The following is a 14,892-nucleotide window of genomic DNA, read 5'->3' as shown; positions in this document are numbered from 1 at the left end:
CTCTCCTCACCGTCCCGCGTGGTAGAAATCATGCACCGCCTGCGCCACCGCCGCGCTCACGCCCGGCGCTTTCTGCAAATCCTCGAGGCTCGCGCCGCGCACCGCGCGCGCGGTGCCGAAATGCATCAGCAGCGCCTTCTTGCGCGCCGGACCGATCCCCGGCACCTCGTCGAGCGGCGACGATCCCATCGCTTTCGCCCGCTTCGCCCGATGCGCGCCGATCGCGAAGCGGTGCGCCTCGTCGCGCAACCGCTGGATATAGAACAGTACCGCATTGTTTGGCGGCAAGGTGAATTCGCGCCCGTCGGGATGATAGAAAGTCTCGCGTCCGGCATTGCGGTCGGGTCCTTTCGCCACACCAATATACGTCAGATCGTCGATTCCCAGCTCGGCGAGCACCGCGCCCGCCGCCGATACCTGCCCCTTGCCGCCGTCGATCAGCACCAGGTCGGGCCATTCGCCCTTGGTGCGCTCGGGGTCTTCCTCGATCGCGCGCGCGAAGCGGCGCTGGAACACCTCGGCCATCATCGCGAAATCGTCGCCCGGCTGCGTCTCGGCGCGCTTGATGTTGAACTTACGATAGGCGCCCTTGATCCAGCCCTCAGGCCCCGCGACGACCATCGCGCCGAGCGCGTTGGTGCCCTGGATATGGCTGTTGTCGTAGATCTCGATCCGCTGCGGCGGGTTGTCGAGGTCGAACAGGTCGGCGAGTTCGCGCCCCAGCTTCGCCTGGCTGCTGCTCTCGGCGAGCCGCCGGTCGAGTTCCTCGCCTGCGTTGCGTACCGCCTGCTCGAGCAGCCGCCGCCGGTTGCCGCGCTGCGGCACGCTGATCTCGATCTTGCGTTCGGCGAGTTCGCCCAGCGCCTCGGCGACCAACGCGCATTCCTCAGGCTCGCGGTCGACGAGGATCAGCTTCGGCGGCGGCACGCCTTCGTAAAATTGCATCAGGAAGCTCGCCATCACCTCGGCTTCGGGAACCCCCGACACATGCGCCGGGAAAAAGCTGCGATGCCCCCAATTCTGCCCGCCGCGGATGAAAAAGCCCGCGATGCAGAGCTGCCCGCCCTTCGCCGCGAGCGCAAAGACGTCGGCGTCGCCCAGCCCGTCGGCATGGACCGACTGGCTCCCTTGAATGAAGGTCAACGCCTTCAGCCGGTCGCGCACGATCGCCGCGGTCTCGAAATCCATCGCCTCGGCGGCCTGCGTCATCGCATCGCCGAGCCTTTTCTGGACCGCGATCGACCGCCCTTCGAGGAAATCCTGCGCGTCGCCGACGAGCTGCGCATAGTCCTCGGTCGAGATACGACCGACGCACGGCGCGCTGCACCGCTTGATCTGATAGAGCAGGCACGGCCGCGACCGATTGGAGAAAAAGCTGTCGGTGCAACTGCGCAGCAGGAACGTCTTCTGCAACGCGTTGAGCGTCTGGTTGACCGACCCCGCGCTCGCGAACGGCCCATAATAGCGCCCCTTGGCGCGCCGCGCGCCGCGATGCTTCTGCACCCGCGGGAATTTATGATCCATGCGCAACAGGATGAAGGGAAAGCTTTTATCGTCGCGCAACAGCACATTGTACGGCGGGCGATAGCGCTTGATCAGCTGCGCCTCGAGCAACAGCGCCTCGGCCTCGCTCGTCGTCGTGACGATCTCCATCGCGCGCGTCTGCGACACCATGCGCTGCAACCGCTGCGGCAGCCGCGCGACCTGCGTATAATTGGTCACCCGGTTCTTCAGCGCGCGTGCCTTGCCGACGTAAAGCACATCGCCGCGCACATCGAGCATGCGATACACCCCGGGCCGCGTCGGCAGCTTCTTCACGACGTTGCGGATCGCTTCGGCGCCACGCTCGAGGTCGGGCTGGTCGCCCTCCCCGTCGCCGCCGCGCATCACATAGGTCGCCTTCTCTTCGTTGAATCGGTCGGGAGCGTTCGGGCGGGCCATGATTTTGCATGTAGGCGAGGACGATGCGACCCGCCATAGTGTGACAGGTAAAGTGACAGGCAAATTGACATCGGAGGGGTCGGATGGAGATACGCGGCAAATTGGCGCTGGTAACCGGCGGCAGCGACGGCATCGGGCGCGAGATCGCGCTGCAACTGCAGGGATCGGGCGCCGACGTCATCGTCACGGGCCGCTCGCCCGACAAGTTGCAGGCCATGGCGGCGCTCGGCTTCGGCACCATCGCGGGCGACCTGTCGACCGCGGCGGGCGTCGATGCGGTGGTCGACGGCGTCGCGGGCAAGCCGCTCGCGATCCTCGTCAACAACGCCGGGGTCGGCAGCGACTATGAACTCGACGACCCGGCCACGCTCGACAGCGCCGCGCACTGCATCCGCACCAATCTCGACGCGCCGACCGCGCTGTGCACCCGGCTGCTGCCGGTGCTGCGCGCCCAGCCCGAGGGCGCGATCGTCAACGTCACCTCGGGCCTCGCCATCGCGCCGCGCGCCGGCGGGGCGATCTATTGCGCCACCAAGGCCGGGCTGCGCAGCTATACGCAGGCGATCCGCCACCTGCTCAAGGACAGCAACGTCCATGTCATCGAGGCGCTGCCGCCGGTGGTCGAGACCAATATGACCGCGGGCCGCAGCGGCAAGAAGATGAGCGCGCACGACTGCGCCGCCGAAATCGTCGCCGGCATCCGCTCGAACAAGCGCGAGGTCAACGCCGGCATGGTGAAGCTGTTGCAGACCCTCCACAGCATCTCCCCCGCCCTCGCCCGGCGGATCATGATCCGGTTCTGAAGGAGGACGCGATGATCACCCTCTATGGCGAAGGCCGCGGCTTCCGCGTCGCCTGGCTGCTCGAGGAACTGGGGCTGCCCTATCGCATGCGCCCGGTCGATCTGCTTAACGGCCTGGAGAAGGACACCGAATTCCTCGCCGTGAACCCCGCCGGCTTCATCCCGGCGATCGTCGACGGCGACACGGTGCTCGTCGAATCGATCGCGATCCTCGAATATCTGCTCGCGCGGCACGGCCCGAGCCCGCTCGCACCCGCGCCGACCGACGCCGACTTCGCAACCTATCTGCAGTTCCTGCACATGGGCGAGGCCGGGCTTGCCGGGCCGATCAACGCGATCGTCGCCACCATCATCCTCGCCCCCGAGGCCGAGCAGACGAACTGGACGACAAAATGGGCGCGCGACATCTTCGAAAGCCGCCTCGGCCTCGTCAGCCGCCAATTGGCGAAGACGCCTTACATCGCGGGTGACCGCTTCACCGCCGCCGACATCTCGGTGACCTACGCGCTGCAATTCGCCCAGCGCACGATCGGCTACGTCCTCGGCGACACCGAACGCGCTTACATCGCCCGCACCACGGCGCGCGAAAGCTACGCGCGCGCGATGGACGCCTGTCCCGCCACCAAGGCATGGGTTGCGGGGCTCACTATCCCCTAGCACCCCAAAACAAAACGCCCGCGGAAATCCGCGGGCGCCTTGTTGTCGGCACTGTCGCTCGGGCTCAGCCCTTGGCGACGCCCGCGATCGCCTGATCGACCAGCGCCTTGTCGGCCCCGGCGTCATGCTTGTCGGCGATCAGCTTCGCCGCGGCATCGGTTGCGGCCTTGGCGGTCGCCGCACGAACTTCGGCGAGCGCACCGGCTTCGGCCGCCGCGATGCGGTCTTCGGCCATCTGCTTGCGGCGGGCGATCAGCGCGGTGGCGTCGGCCTTGGCCTTGGTCACCAGCGTCTCGGCCTCGGCTTCGGCGCGGGTGCGCATCTGGTCGGCTTCCTTCGCCGCATCGCCGAGCTTCGCTTCATATTCGGCCTTCAGCGATTCTGCGTCGAGGCGGAGCTGCTCGGCTTCCTTGAGCTGCTTCGAAATCTCGGCAATCTTGTTGTCGAGCATGCCCGCGACCAGCGCCGGCACCTTTTTCCACAGCAGGATGGCGATGAAGATCGCCATCGCGATCGAGACCCAGACGGTCGCGTCGATGAAACCGAACGACGCCGGTTCGACGTGCGTCTCGCCCGCGGCTTCGGACAGGATCAGAGCAAGATTAGCCATGGAGCACCGCCTTCACCGCCGACTTGGCATCCGCCGCGCCGATTTTCACGCCCGACAGCTTCGCGACCAGGTCGGTCGCCGCCTCGGCCGCGACCGATTCGATCTCAGCCATCGCCGAGGTGCGCGCCGCCGAAATATCGGCTTCGGCGGCACCCAGCTTGTCCGCCAGTTCGGCATCGACCTTGGCGAGACGCTTTTCGGCGTCCTTCGCGGCCTTGTCCTTGGCGTCGGCCACCGCCTTTTGCGCCGCGGCGCGGCTGGCGTCGCTTTGCTGGCGATAGCTTTCCTCGAGGTTGTCGGCGGCGGCATGCGCCGCCTTTGCCGCCGCGAGATCGTCGGCGACCTTGCGGTCGCGCGCATCCACCGTCGCCTCGATCTTCGGCAGCATGCCGCGGCCGATGACAAGGAAAACGAAGCCGAAGGTCAGCAGCACCCAGAAAATCTGCGATGCGGCATACCAGTTTTCAGCGAATTGGCTGATCTGAGGCATGGACTATCTCAACGAACAAAGAGGAAAGCGGTCGCGGGGCGGGCGCCGAAACGCCCGCTCCGCCGACGAAATCAGGCTGCCTTGAGGTACAGCAGGATCGCGATCAGGAACGACAGCAGACCGAGAAGTTCGGCAGCCGCGAAGCCGATGAACAGGCGGCCCTGCTGGCCGTCGGCAGCTGCCGGATTGCGAAGCGCGCTTTCGAGGAAGCTGCCGAACACATTGCCCACACCGATGGCGGCCATACCGGCGCCGATGGCGGCCAGACCGGCACCGATGAGCGAAGCTGCTTGAACGTCCATTGTATAAACTCCTTGGGAAAAACGTTAGTTAAACGGTTGAAAAATCAGTGCAGGTTGATCGCGTCGTTCAGATAGAGCGACGTGAGCAACGCGAAAACATAGGCCTGGATACCCGCGACCAGCAGTTCGAGCCCGCTGATGCCGACCATCAGCGCCATGCTGGGGATGCCGACGCCGATGCCGATCGCCGGGCTCGCGGCCAGACCATCGATGATGAACGAAGCGAACACCTTCATCAGCACGTGACCGGCGGTCATCGCGACGAACAGTCGCAGCGCGAGGCTGAACGGACGGACCATGAACGACACGAGTTCGATCACCGGGATCAGCCACAACAGCCACCAGGGCGTGCCGTGCGGGACGAAGAGCGAGAAGAAATGCAGGCCGTGGCGCCAGAAACCGACGATCAGCACGATCGCGAAGCTGAGGATCGCGAGGAAACCGGTGATCGTGAAATGGCTCGTCACGGTGAAGGGATGGACGCCGAACAGCCCGAGCGGCGCGAGGCCGATGAGGTTGAGCATCAGGATGAACATGAAGAGCGAGAAGACATAGGGCGTATATTTGCGGCCTTCGGGGCCGATATTCGCGTTCATCATGCTGGAGATGAAGCCGGTGAAACCCTCGACCGCGACCTGCCAGCGACCGGGGACGAGCTGACGCTTCATGCCGCCGATCATGAACACCCACAAAAGCAGGCCGGCGACGATCATCCACATCGCACTCGTCGTGAAAGCGACCTCGTGACCCCCGACATGGAACATGTCGAACATCTTCTGCACCTCGAACTGGTGCATCGGGTCCACTTTACCTTGATCCGCCACGCGATACCTCGCCTAAATCCCAGTCAAACCAGCTTCAATCCGGCTTTGTCGGCCGAATATTGGCAATTCGAAATATGTTCCTGAAGGCGACCGCCACTCCGAGGAACAGCACCACCAACAGACCCCAGGGCGCAGTGCCGGCAAAATGATCGATCGTCCAACCGACCAACGCGCCGCCACCGATGCCGCCCAGCAATTCCGCCAATACGCGGTTACCGAGCTTGTAATTGGCATCGGTCTCCGGTCCGGCGTTCACCGCGTTCCGTTTTGCTTCTGCGGCTTCGGCCCGGTCCAATCGCTCTTCGAGCGAGACCAGGCGCGAATCCTCCGAAGCTGGTTCCGGATCGCTGCCGTTCCCCGTCATTTCCCGCCATCCTCCTGAAACAGCGCCGGAAAGCTCCGGTTCCGCCTGCGAAAAAAGGCCCGAAAAATCGGGGGACCCCTAAGGCGCGGTCCGTTTAGGAATGACGCCCCATTAAGTCAATGCTTGTGCGCAACTGCACAAAAATGGCGCCGGGCGGGCGCACAAAAATGCCGCCGCGTTTAGGGGCGCGGCGGCATGTGACGCCCGCAGGCGCCCTTGTCGTTCCGAAAAATCAGGGGCAGCGCGAATCGCGAACCGGCGCGCCGGCGTCGCGGGTCTTCCAGCTCTTGTCGGGCGCCATATATTTCTCGCCCGGCTTGGTCTTGGCGATCAAATTGCAACCGGTGACGAAGGCGAACTGTTCGACCGTGCTGCCTGCCGGGGCCCCGCTGGTGTAGGCGGCCTTGCGCTTGATATTGATGTCGTCAACGATCGCGCGGACCGCCGGGGTCGGGGTCGAGGCATAGCCGAGATAGCCGTCGGGCTGCTCGCCGACCTGCCCTGCCGAACGGGCGGCCTCATAAGCGGGGTCGCGCTGCGCCATCGCCGCGGGCACCATCAGCGCCACGGCGGCGGTCGCGGCCAGGGCGGCCATCGCAATTCCGGTGGGTTTCCAAATCTTCGTCATCATATTTTTCCCTGTCAGAATATCGAGCTATTCTGTTCGATCAGCTTTTTGGCATCTCCATCAAGCCGGTACACGATTTCTTGCTTGATGTTGATATTCAGGTTGATCTCGATCGGCTTGTCGGGGGTTTCGATCTGCACGCAGCCGGTGAGGGCCGCCGCGCCGATCGTTACCGCAAGACACCGACCGATCCCGGCCCGCCTCCTCGCTTCACTTCTTGTTCTCTTCATTGCACGGGCTCGCTTGCTGGAGGCTGAACGGTCGAATTTTTCGCGGCGGCGGCTTTGGCGTCTTCCTGCGCCTGCATCAGCGCCGGCAGATTCTGTTCGATATAGACGGTCGGATCATAAAAGCCCTTGGCCGATGTGATCAACTGGCGGAACGGCGCCTGAATCTTGATGTTGAAGACGAGCGGCAGCTTGGCGACCTGGCGCGTGATGAAGTTCTGCGTCGCGCCTTCGCCCTGCCCGATGCCGCCGAAGCGGATGTCGGTGACCATCTCGCCGTCGAGGTCGCCGTTGAGGATGATGGTGAGGTCGTCATATTTGAGGCTGCGCAGCGCGCCGAAGGCAAAATTGGCCATCACGCCAAGGTCGTGGTTGGTCAGCTCGCCGACATAGGCCAGCGTTCCGCCGCCATCTCGCGCGTCGATGCGGCCGCCGACGATCCGTCCGCCGAGCCCGTCGAACTCGACCGGCAGCGTGCCGTCGAACTTGCCCGTCGCGTTGATATTTTCAAACCCGAAATTCTGCAGGAAGATCGCGGCATCGACCCCGACGAGATCGAAGGTCAGCCGTCGCGGCTGGTCGGCGTTGAAATTGAGCGTCGTCGGATGCAGCTCGAGCGTGCCGCCGGCAAAGGGCCAGCTGCCGCCCTGAATCCGCACCCGATTGTCGCCGAGCAGCTGATATTCGATCTCGCCGTCCTTCACCGGAATTCCCGGATTGAGCTCGGCGAGCCGGACCTTCTGGTTCGGCGCCGAATGGAGGCCGATCAGGTCGTCGAAGGTCAGCGTCGTCGTCGCGCCGGTGACCGGACCAAAAGCGGCGGCGAGATTGCTGTTCGCGGTCGCAAAGGTGCCGCGGCTCGTCACCCCGGCGGGCGACCAGTCGATCCGGCCATCGCCGACCACCGATCCCTGCACATTGGCGACGACGCCGAGCGCAAGACGAGTGAGCTGGTCCGGCTGAAAAGTGTCGCCGAAGCGCAATTCGAGAACCTTCAGATCGGCAAATCCGGTTCCACTGCCGAGTTCGTGCCGAATCACGGTGTCGAGCACATGCGCGCCGCTCCGCCGTTCGGCGAAGCCCGCGGTCGCGTCGATCCGGCCATCGGCGAAGCGCAGCGCGGCATTGGTACTGATCAGCGGGAAGAAGCGCGCGTCGGGTTCGGGCAGCGCGTCGGTCACGACGATCGACCCGTCGAGCCCAAGCACGCCGCCGGTCCAGGTCCAGCGCCCGCCGATCTCGCTCATGTCGAGCGGCACCGCGCCGATCTTGCCGGCCGCGCCGACGAGGTCGCCCGCGAGACCCTTCGGCGTCGACGCGCCGGTGATCCGTTCGGCGCTGAACCGGGTGACGCCCTCGCCTTCGCCCAGCCGCACATCGGCGCCCGCCAGCGACCAGCGCATCGTCGCCAGGTCGAACTCGCCGGCCCCGGACGCCAGCGAGAAGGGCGAGGTCCCGCTCGTCCCGCGCAGCGCCAGCCGCGGCATGCGGATCTGTCCGCGTAGCCCGTCGGGACCCGCCGCGAGCAGGGGCTGGCCTGCGCGGCTGCACAGGTCGACCGCCGGCCCGGCGAGCCGGAAGCCGCTGACGTCGATGCGGTCGGCGGCGATCCGCGTGCAACCACCGCTCAGCGCCAGCGCCCCGGTCGGCGCCAGCACGCCGTCGATCGGCACGCGCAATTGCTCGACGCGTCCACCGGCGAGCGGGCCGGTGAGTTCGGCGACGGTCGCGAAGCGCATCATCCCGCCCGCCCCGCCAGAGAATCGCACCGGCGCCAGCGCCAGCCGCGAACCCTCGGCGACATAGGGCTCAATCCGCGCCAGGCCGGACAGCGTGCCGTCGGCGCGGCGGTCGAGATCGAGTGTGCCTTCGGGCAGTCCGCCACCGCCGAACGCCCATTGGCCCTGCACGACGAAAGCTGGCGCGGCGGCCGCGAACAGATAGCCGATCCGGCTATCGGCGCCTCCCGTCAGCCGCGCGCCGCTTTCGCTGACCAGATCGAGCCCGATCAGCTCGATACGTGCGGTCTTGCCTTCGCCCGCCAGCGCAAAATCGGCCTTGCCGCCGAGGTCGCCCAGCATCCGCGCCACTGCTCCGCTGGCCTTGGAGCCCAGCGGTCCGACCGGACTGCCGGCCAGTCCATTCGCACTCGCGGCGATGCGCTGGCGCAGCCCGGCGCTGGCCGAAGCGCGCGCGAAGCCGATGCTGCCCTTAAGCTTGGGTGCCGCTTTGCCGACCTCGCCGGTCGCGTCGATGTCGACGCGGCTCGCGGCGAATTCGGGTCCACTCAACCGCTGCGCCTCGCCGTCGAGCGTCAGCGCGGTTCGGTCGGCATTGCCCTTGAACCCGGCGAGCAGCGCCACCCGTTCGGCACGCGCCGGACCCGCGACAAGCGATACCAGCGCCGCGGCGGCCTTGCCCTCCCAGCTCAGCAGGTCGGCGCCCAGCGTCACGTCGAGCGCGACCTGCGGCGCGCGCGCGATGACGCTTTCCTCGGCGCAGCGCACTTCGCGCCCGCGCAGCGGTCCTTTCAGACGCGGTTTCAGGTCACGCACCGTCAAGGGGCCGTAAAAACTGATCGCATCCCCCCGGCATCCGCCCGCATCGATCGTCGGGGCGACCAGCGCGAGCGTCCCCGAAAAATCGCGCTGCAGATGCCCGCGCCCGTTCAGCGTCGCGCCGACATTGCCCCATGGCGTCTCGACCCGCGCCCGCGCGTCGGTCAGCACCGCCGACAGGTCCGGCAGCGCAAAGGGATCGGTGCTCGTCGGATCGCGGAACTTGTCGAGCGCGCCGAGCGACAGCCGCCCATCCTTGAACCGCCCGTACAGCCGCACCCCGTCGGCGGTGATCGTTGAAACATAAGGCCCGCTCCACCCGTAACCGAGCGAGATTTCGACGACCTTCGCGGTCAGGTCGGGGCGTTTGGGGTCGCCGATGACGACGTTGGAAATGCGCTCGGTACGAAAACCGATCTCTTCGATGTCGTAAGTCGCGGGTACGCCCAGCGAATCGAGCTGTTCGCGCACGAAGCGATCGGCGATCGGCTCGCGCGCCAGCCACAGCCCGCCGACAAGCACCGCGAGCGCCGCGCCGGTCAGCCAGCGCTTCTTGATGCGGCGACGCTGCCTGACCATTCTGGCGGTTTCGACGGAGTCGGTCATGGCGCCTTTATTCGATCCTCATGCGCCCCGGCGGGTCCGCCCTTTGCTGAAAGATAACGCCGAAATGGCGCAATTGGCTGCAAAAGACAGGACGTTGCCATATGCGACAAACCTTATGGCCGTTGAGTGCGCCCCACAAGCTGCTATTCCGGATCCATGGGGGACGCCGATCATACGGGACATCGCGCGCGGCTGCGCGCGCGGCTGCTCGACACCGGCGGCGAGGCGCTCGCCGATTACGAACTCGTCGAATATCTGCTCGCCCTCGCCATCCCGCGCCGCGATACCAAGCCGCTCGCCAAGGCGCTGCTCCGCGAATTCGGCTCGCTGGCACAGCTGATCGCCGCCGACCCCGATGCGCTGCGCCGTGTCGACGGGCTCGGCGACGCCGCGATCGCGGCGCTCAAGGTCGTCCAGGCAACCGGCCTGCGCATGCTCAGGGGCGAATTCGTCGAACGTCCGCTGCTCTCCAGCTGGGATGCTCTGCTCGACTATCTGCGCGCCGACATGGGCCCGCTCGATATCGAACGCGTCCGCGTCCTCTATCTCAATACGCGCAACATGCTGATTCGCGACGAACTGGTCAGCGAAGGATCAATCGACCAGTCCGCCATCTACACCCGCGAAGTCGTCAAGCGCGCGCTTGAGCTTGGCGCCGCGGCGATCATCCTCGTCCATAATCATCCCAGCGGCAGCCCCGAACCGAGCCGCCAGGATATTGCGATCACCCGCGATATCGCGGCAGCGGCGGCGAAACTGGGCATCACCCTCCACGACCATATCATCATCGGCGGGTCCGATTACCGCAGCATGCGCGCGATGGGGTTGCTCTAGGATCCTGACTGAAGACCCGCGATTTGACTTCCCCCGCCACACAGGACATCATCCCTTTATGCAGATTCGACGCGGCCTTCTCCGCTTCCGTTTCCACGGGGGTCAACTTCTCGCGGGCATCTAGCCCCGGGTTCCGGCGCGTTCGCCCCGAGCCCGGGGCAAATTTCCGACAAAATTTGATCGCGTGCGCGAACGATTGCGTGCGCCTGCCCTTATCCGGAAAGTCCGCACCATGACCCAGACCAAAACCAAATCGCGCGCCGCGCGTCCGGCGATCCACATGATCGACGTCGAAGCCGACCGGCTGACCGAACTCGCGCTGCACAAGCAGCACGAACTGAACCGCATTTATGAAATGCTGCTCGGCGAGATCGACCGTGCGTCGATCTGCAGCCGCGACAAGATTGCCGCCAATGTCGTGACCATGGGGTCCGAGGTGACCTTCACCGATGAAAAGACCGGGACCCAGCGCACGGTCGAACTCGTCTACCCCGCCTTTGCCGACATCGCGGCGGGACGCGTGTCGATCCTGACGCCGGTCGGGGCCGGACTCATCGGCCTGCGTACCGGCCAGTCGATCATGTGGCCCGACCGCGGTGGACAGGAACATCGGTTGACGATCATCGCGGTGAAACAGCCGTCCGAATGAAGGCCAGACGCGATGAAGCCGCCGGATCGCTCCGACGGCTTCACCACCCAGTCAGGGGCGCTTACGCGCCGCGCGACAGGAACGCGGTCAGTTCTTCCTTGCTGACGGTGCCGTTCTTGTCGGCATCGGCAGCACCCCAGGCCTGACCAATCCAGGTCTGAACCTCGGCCGATTCGACATCGACCGTGGGCTCGCTGGCGCTGCGCAGCTTCTTCATCCAGCCGGCGAATTCGACTTCGCTGAGCTCGGCACTCGAATCGGCGTCATAGGTGGGGAACTCCTTGTCGACGATCTGGGCGACCTGGGCCGGGGTTGCGGCGCTGCCGCTCGACGCGGACTGCGCGGTGGTTGCTTCGCCAGCCGGGGGAGCGGGCTGACTCGCCGGCGGGGTTGTCGAAGCATCGGGAGCCGGAGTCGGCGCGGGCTGTGCGGCGTCGGGCACCGGCGCAGGCTGCGTCGCCTCGGTCGCGGGTTCGGACGGCTGGCTTGCCGGCGGCGCGTTGTCGGTCTGGGCCGGCGGTGCGGTCGGATCGGCGGGCCGGTCCTGCGCCAGCGCGGGGAAACTGATCGCGGCGGCGCCAATCAAAAGCATGGTTTTCAACATGATATTTCTCCTGTTGTGGTGCGACGCTTCGCCTTGCGCGCCGCTGTCCTGAAGGGGCATAGGATCAACCGCGCGCCAAAAGCGTAAGTTGCATTTCGGTGGCGATTGGCGGGGCGGCCCGTCCCTGCTAGGGCGCGCCCTGTCGCGATTCCGCGCCGATTCCGCGATAAATTGATCCTAAAGGAAGGAAAAACCATGGTCCCGCGTTACGCCCGGCCCGAAATGACCGCCATCTGGTCGGCCGAAAACCGGTTCCGCATCTGGTTCGAGATCGAGGCGCACGCCACCGACGCGCTCGCCGAATTGGGCGTCGTACCCCAGGATGCCGCCAAAGCGCTGTGGGACTGGTGGGCGACGAATCCCGTCATCGACGTGCCCGCGATCGATGCGATCGAGGCGGTCACCAAGCATGACGTCATCGCCTTCCTGACCTGGGTTGCCGAGAATGTCGGCGACCAGGCGCGCTTCATGCACCAGGGCATGACGTCGAGCGACGTGCTCGACACCTGCCTCGCGGTCCAGCTCAGCCAGGCCGCCGACCTGTTGCTCGCCGATCTCGACGCCTTGCTCGCCGCGATCGAACGCCGCGCCCGCGAACATAAAATGACCCCGACGATCGGCCGCAGCCATGGCATCCATGCCGAACCGGTGACCTTCGGATTGAAGCTGGCTCAGGCCTATGCCGAGTTCGACCGCTGCAAGACGCGGCTGATCGCGGCACGCGCCGATATCGCGACCTGCGCCATTTCGGGCGCGGTCGGCACCTTCGCCAACATCGACCCGCGCGTCGAGGAGCATGTCGCGGCAAAGCTCGGCCTGTCGGTCGAACCCGTCTCGACCCAGGTCATCCCGCGCGACCGCCATGCGATGTTCTTCGCGACGCTGGGCGTCATCGCCGGATCGATCGAGCGGCTCGCGACCGAAGTCCGCCACCTGCAGCGCACCGAAGTGCTGGAAGCCGAGGAATATTTCTCGCCGGGCCAGAAGGGTTCGTCGGCGATGCCGCACAAGCGCAACCCGATCCTGACCGAGAATCTCACCGGCCTTGCGCGCATGGTGCGCAGCGCGGTCGTCCCGGCGCTCGAAAATGTCGCGCTGTGGCACGAACGCGACATCAGCCATTCGTCGGTCGAGCGCTTCATCGGTCCCGACGCGACGATCACCCTCGACTTCGCATTGGGCCGCCTGACCGGCGTGGTCGACAAATTGCTCGTCTATCCCGAACGGATGCAGAAGAATCTCGACCGCATGGGCGGCCTCGTCCATTCGCAGCGCGTCCTGCTCGCGCTGACACAGGCGGGGGCGAGCCGCGAGGAAAGCTATGTCCTCGTCCAGCGCAACGCGATGAAGGTGTGGGAAAGCGACGGCGCGCTGTCACTGCTCGACCTACTCAAGGCCGACGCCGACGTCACCGCGAAACTGTCGGCCGACGAACTGACCGCGCTGTTCGACCTCGGTTACCACCTCAAGCATGTCGACACGATCTTCGCGCGGGTGTTCGGGGAGTAATGGCTCAATCCTCCCTGTCGCGAAGCGATGGGGAGGTGGCAGCCCACAGGGCTGACGGAGGGGCCGACGCCGTCAGGCGCCGTGCAAGCTTTCGGCCCCTCCACCATTCGCTTCGCGAGCGGTTCCCCTCCCCGCCGCTTCGCGGCAGGGAGGATCAAAGGCACGCCCCCCTCTGGAAACCCGCGCCAAACTCGCTTAGGACTCATGCGGGGTCGGAACAGGAGCAACAGACGTGGGCATAGTACGGACGATCATCTGGGTTTTGCTCACCGCGGTGCTGGTCGTGTTTTCGATGGCGAACTGGAACCCGATCACCGTCACCATCTGGCCGGGTCAGGTGCTCGACACCAAATTACCGGTGCTGATCCTCGTCTCGTTCCTGATCGGCAGCGTCCCGCTATGGATCGCGCTGCGCGCCGCGCGCTGGTCGCTCAAACGCCGCCTCGACCATAGCGAGCGCCAGCTCTCCGACCTGCGCGCGATGGCGAACCGCCCCGCAGATGCCCCGGCGACCGCGCCGCTTGCCGCGACGCCGGTGAACGACGTTCCCCCGACCGCCACCCCGACCGACCTCTTTCCTACGGACAAGCCATGACCTCGCCGCTCTATCTCGCGATCGACACCACCCACCTCGACGTCGCGCAGACGCTGGCGCAGAAGGTGCGGCACCATGTCGGCGGGCTGAAACTCGGGCTCGAATTCTTCTGCGCCAACGGCCATCATGGCGTGCATGAAATGGCCAAGATCGGCCTGCCGATCTTCCTCGATCTCAAGCTCCACGACATCCCGAATACCGTCGCCAAGGCGATTCAGGCGCTGCGCCCGCTCGAACCCGCGATCATCACCGTCCACGCGGCGGGCGGCCGTGCGATGCTCGAAGAGGCGAAGGCGTCCGCCGGGACGAACACCAAGGTTGTGGCGGTCACCGTGCTGACCAGCCTCGACGCCCCCGATCTCGAAGATATCGGCGTCGGCGGCACCCCGCACGACCAGGTCGTCCGCCTGACCAAACTCGCGCGCGAATCGGGCCTCGACGGCATCGTCTGTTCGGGTCAGGAAGTGAAGATCGCGCGCAACACCTGGCCAGGCGGCTATTTCGTCGTCCCCGGCGTCCGCCCCGCGAACGGCAGCGCCGGTGACCAGAAGCGGATCGTCACCCCGGCGCAGGCGATGGCCGACGGCGCGTCGATCCTGGTGGTCGGCCGCCCGATCAGCCAGTCGCCCGACCCCGACCTGGCAGCGCGCGAGATCGAGGCGACGCTTTAGACCTGCACGCACTCCCTTTCC

General features: G+C 65.9%; 17 protein-coding genes. 7 read left to right on the top strand and 10 right to left on the bottom strand.

Going from position 1 to position 14,892, the window contains the following annotated elements:
• Nucleotides 1–6: 6 nt before the first annotated feature.
• Complete coding sequence (gene uvrC, locus AC3WS4_RS13310) at nt 7–1,941, bottom strand: excinuclease ABC subunit UvrC (RefSeq protein WP_492739722.1); 1,935 nt, start codon at nt 1,939–1,941, stop codon at nt 7–9.
• 83 nt (nt 1,942–2,024) lie between these two features.
• Between uvrC and AC3WS4_RS13305 the strand changes: the two genes are divergently transcribed.
• Together AC3WS4_RS13305 and AC3WS4_RS13300 are read left to right on the top strand one after the other, a co-directional pair.
• Nucleotides 2,025–2,744 (top strand): SDR family oxidoreductase, encoded by a 720-nt coding sequence (locus AC3WS4_RS13305; protein WP_492739723.1) that lies wholly within the window; start codon nt 2,025–2,027, stop codon nt 2,742–2,744.
• An 11-nt stretch (nt 2,745–2,755) separates the two neighbouring features.
• Nucleotides 2,756–3,400: a glutathione S-transferase family protein gene (locus tag AC3WS4_RS13300; RefSeq protein ID WP_492739724.1), complete on the top strand. Its 645-nt coding sequence runs from the start codon at nt 2,756–2,758 to the stop codon at nt 3,398–3,400.
• Between the two features lie 64 nt (nt 3,401–3,464).
• Here AC3WS4_RS13300 and AC3WS4_RS13295 read toward each other — a convergent pair whose 3' ends face one another.
• The 8 genes from AC3WS4_RS13295 to AC3WS4_RS13260 form a co-directional block, all read right to left on the bottom strand.
• On the bottom strand, nt 3,465–4,010 hold the full coding sequence (locus AC3WS4_RS13295; RefSeq protein ID WP_492739725.1) for a F0F1 ATP synthase subunit B family protein: 546 nt from the start codon (nt 4,008–4,010) through the stop codon (nt 3,465–3,467).
• Nucleotides 4,003–4,500, bottom strand: a complete 498-nt coding sequence (locus tag AC3WS4_RS13290; protein ID WP_056351828.1) for a F0F1 ATP synthase subunit B family protein — start codon at nt 4,498–4,500, stop codon at nt 4,003–4,005. Before AC3WS4_RS13290 ends, AC3WS4_RS13295 begins: the two co-directional genes overlap by 8 nt.
• A gap of 71 nt (nt 4,501–4,571) precedes the next feature.
• Nucleotides 4,572–4,802, bottom strand: coding sequence for a F0F1 ATP synthase subunit C (locus AC3WS4_RS13285; RefSeq protein WP_037515205.1), 231 nt, complete (start codon nt 4,800–4,802; stop codon nt 4,572–4,574).
• Nucleotides 4,803–4,846: 44 nt separating this feature from the next.
• On the bottom strand, nt 4,847–5,599 hold the full coding sequence (locus AC3WS4_RS13280) for a F0F1 ATP synthase subunit A (protein WP_056351830.1): 753 nt from the start codon (nt 5,597–5,599) through the stop codon (nt 4,847–4,849).
• A gap of 61 nt (nt 5,600–5,660) precedes the next feature.
• Nucleotides 5,661–5,990: an AtpZ/AtpI family protein gene (locus AC3WS4_RS13275; RefSeq protein ID WP_056351833.1), complete on the bottom strand. Its 330-nt coding sequence runs from the start codon at nt 5,988–5,990 to the stop codon at nt 5,661–5,663.
• 232 nt (nt 5,991–6,222) lie between these two features.
• The gene (locus AC3WS4_RS13270) at nt 6,223–6,621 is read right to left on the bottom strand and encodes a YdbL family probable chaperone protein (RefSeq protein WP_156377831.1); all 399 of its coding nucleotides are present in this window, start codon (nt 6,619–6,621) and stop codon (nt 6,223–6,225) included.
• Nucleotides 6,622–6,632: 11 nt separating this feature from the next.
• A complete protein-coding gene (locus AC3WS4_RS13265) occupies nt 6,633–6,848 on the bottom strand; it encodes a YnbE family lipoprotein (RefSeq protein WP_056351836.1) in 216 nt (71 codons plus the stop codon).
• Nucleotides 6,845–10,009 (bottom strand): intermembrane phospholipid transport YdbH family protein, encoded by a 3,165-nt coding sequence (locus tag AC3WS4_RS13260; protein WP_492739728.1) that lies wholly within the window; start codon nt 10,007–10,009, stop codon nt 6,845–6,847. The genes AC3WS4_RS13265 and AC3WS4_RS13260 overlap by 4 nt, the downstream gene beginning before the upstream one ends.
• A gap of 156 nt (nt 10,010–10,165) precedes the next feature.
• Here AC3WS4_RS13260 and radC point away from each other — a divergent pair, with 156 nt between their 5' ends.
• Both radC and rnk read left to right on the top strand, forming a co-directional pair.
• Entirely contained in the window at nt 10,166–10,843 is a 678-nt protein-coding gene (gene radC / locus AC3WS4_RS13255) for a RadC family protein (protein ID WP_492739729.1), read from the top strand.
• 232 nt (nt 10,844–11,075) lie between these two features.
• Nucleotides 11,076–11,492 (top strand): nucleoside diphosphate kinase regulator, encoded by a 417-nt coding sequence (rnk, locus tag AC3WS4_RS13250; RefSeq protein WP_082545252.1) that lies wholly within the window; start codon nt 11,076–11,078, stop codon nt 11,490–11,492.
• 61 nt (nt 11,493–11,553) lie between these two features.
• Here the strand turns inward: rnk and AC3WS4_RS13245 are convergent, their stop codons facing one another.
• Nucleotides 11,554–12,096 carry an EF-hand domain-containing protein gene (locus tag AC3WS4_RS13245; RefSeq protein ID WP_492739730.1) on the bottom strand — a complete coding sequence of 181 codons (543 nt, stop codon included), beginning with the start codon at nt 12,094–12,096 and terminating at the stop codon, nt 11,554–11,556.
• 195 nt (nt 12,097–12,291) lie between these two features.
• Between AC3WS4_RS13245 and purB the strand changes: the two genes are divergently transcribed.
• From purB to pyrF, 3 genes are all read left to right on the top strand, one after another.
• Complete coding sequence (gene purB / locus AC3WS4_RS13240) at nt 12,292–13,605, top strand: adenylosuccinate lyase (protein ID WP_492739731.1); 1,314 nt, start codon at nt 12,292–12,294, stop codon at nt 13,603–13,605.
• Between the two features lie 232 nt (nt 13,606–13,837).
• On the top strand, nt 13,838–14,200 hold the full coding sequence (locus AC3WS4_RS13235; RefSeq protein ID WP_056351847.1) for a LapA family protein: 363 nt from the start codon (nt 13,838–13,840) through the stop codon (nt 14,198–14,200).
• A complete protein-coding gene (gene pyrF / locus AC3WS4_RS13230) occupies nt 14,197–14,871 on the top strand; it encodes an orotidine-5'-phosphate decarboxylase (RefSeq protein WP_056351851.1) in 675 nt (224 codons plus the stop codon). The genes AC3WS4_RS13235 and pyrF overlap by 4 nt, the downstream gene beginning before the upstream one ends.
• The last annotated feature ends 21 nt before the right edge of the window (nt 14,872–14,892 follow it).

This window comes from Sphingopyxis sp. EU05-FHT14B03 (genome assembly GCF_058790875.1).
This window is presented reverse-complemented; position numbering and strand designations above follow the sequence as displayed.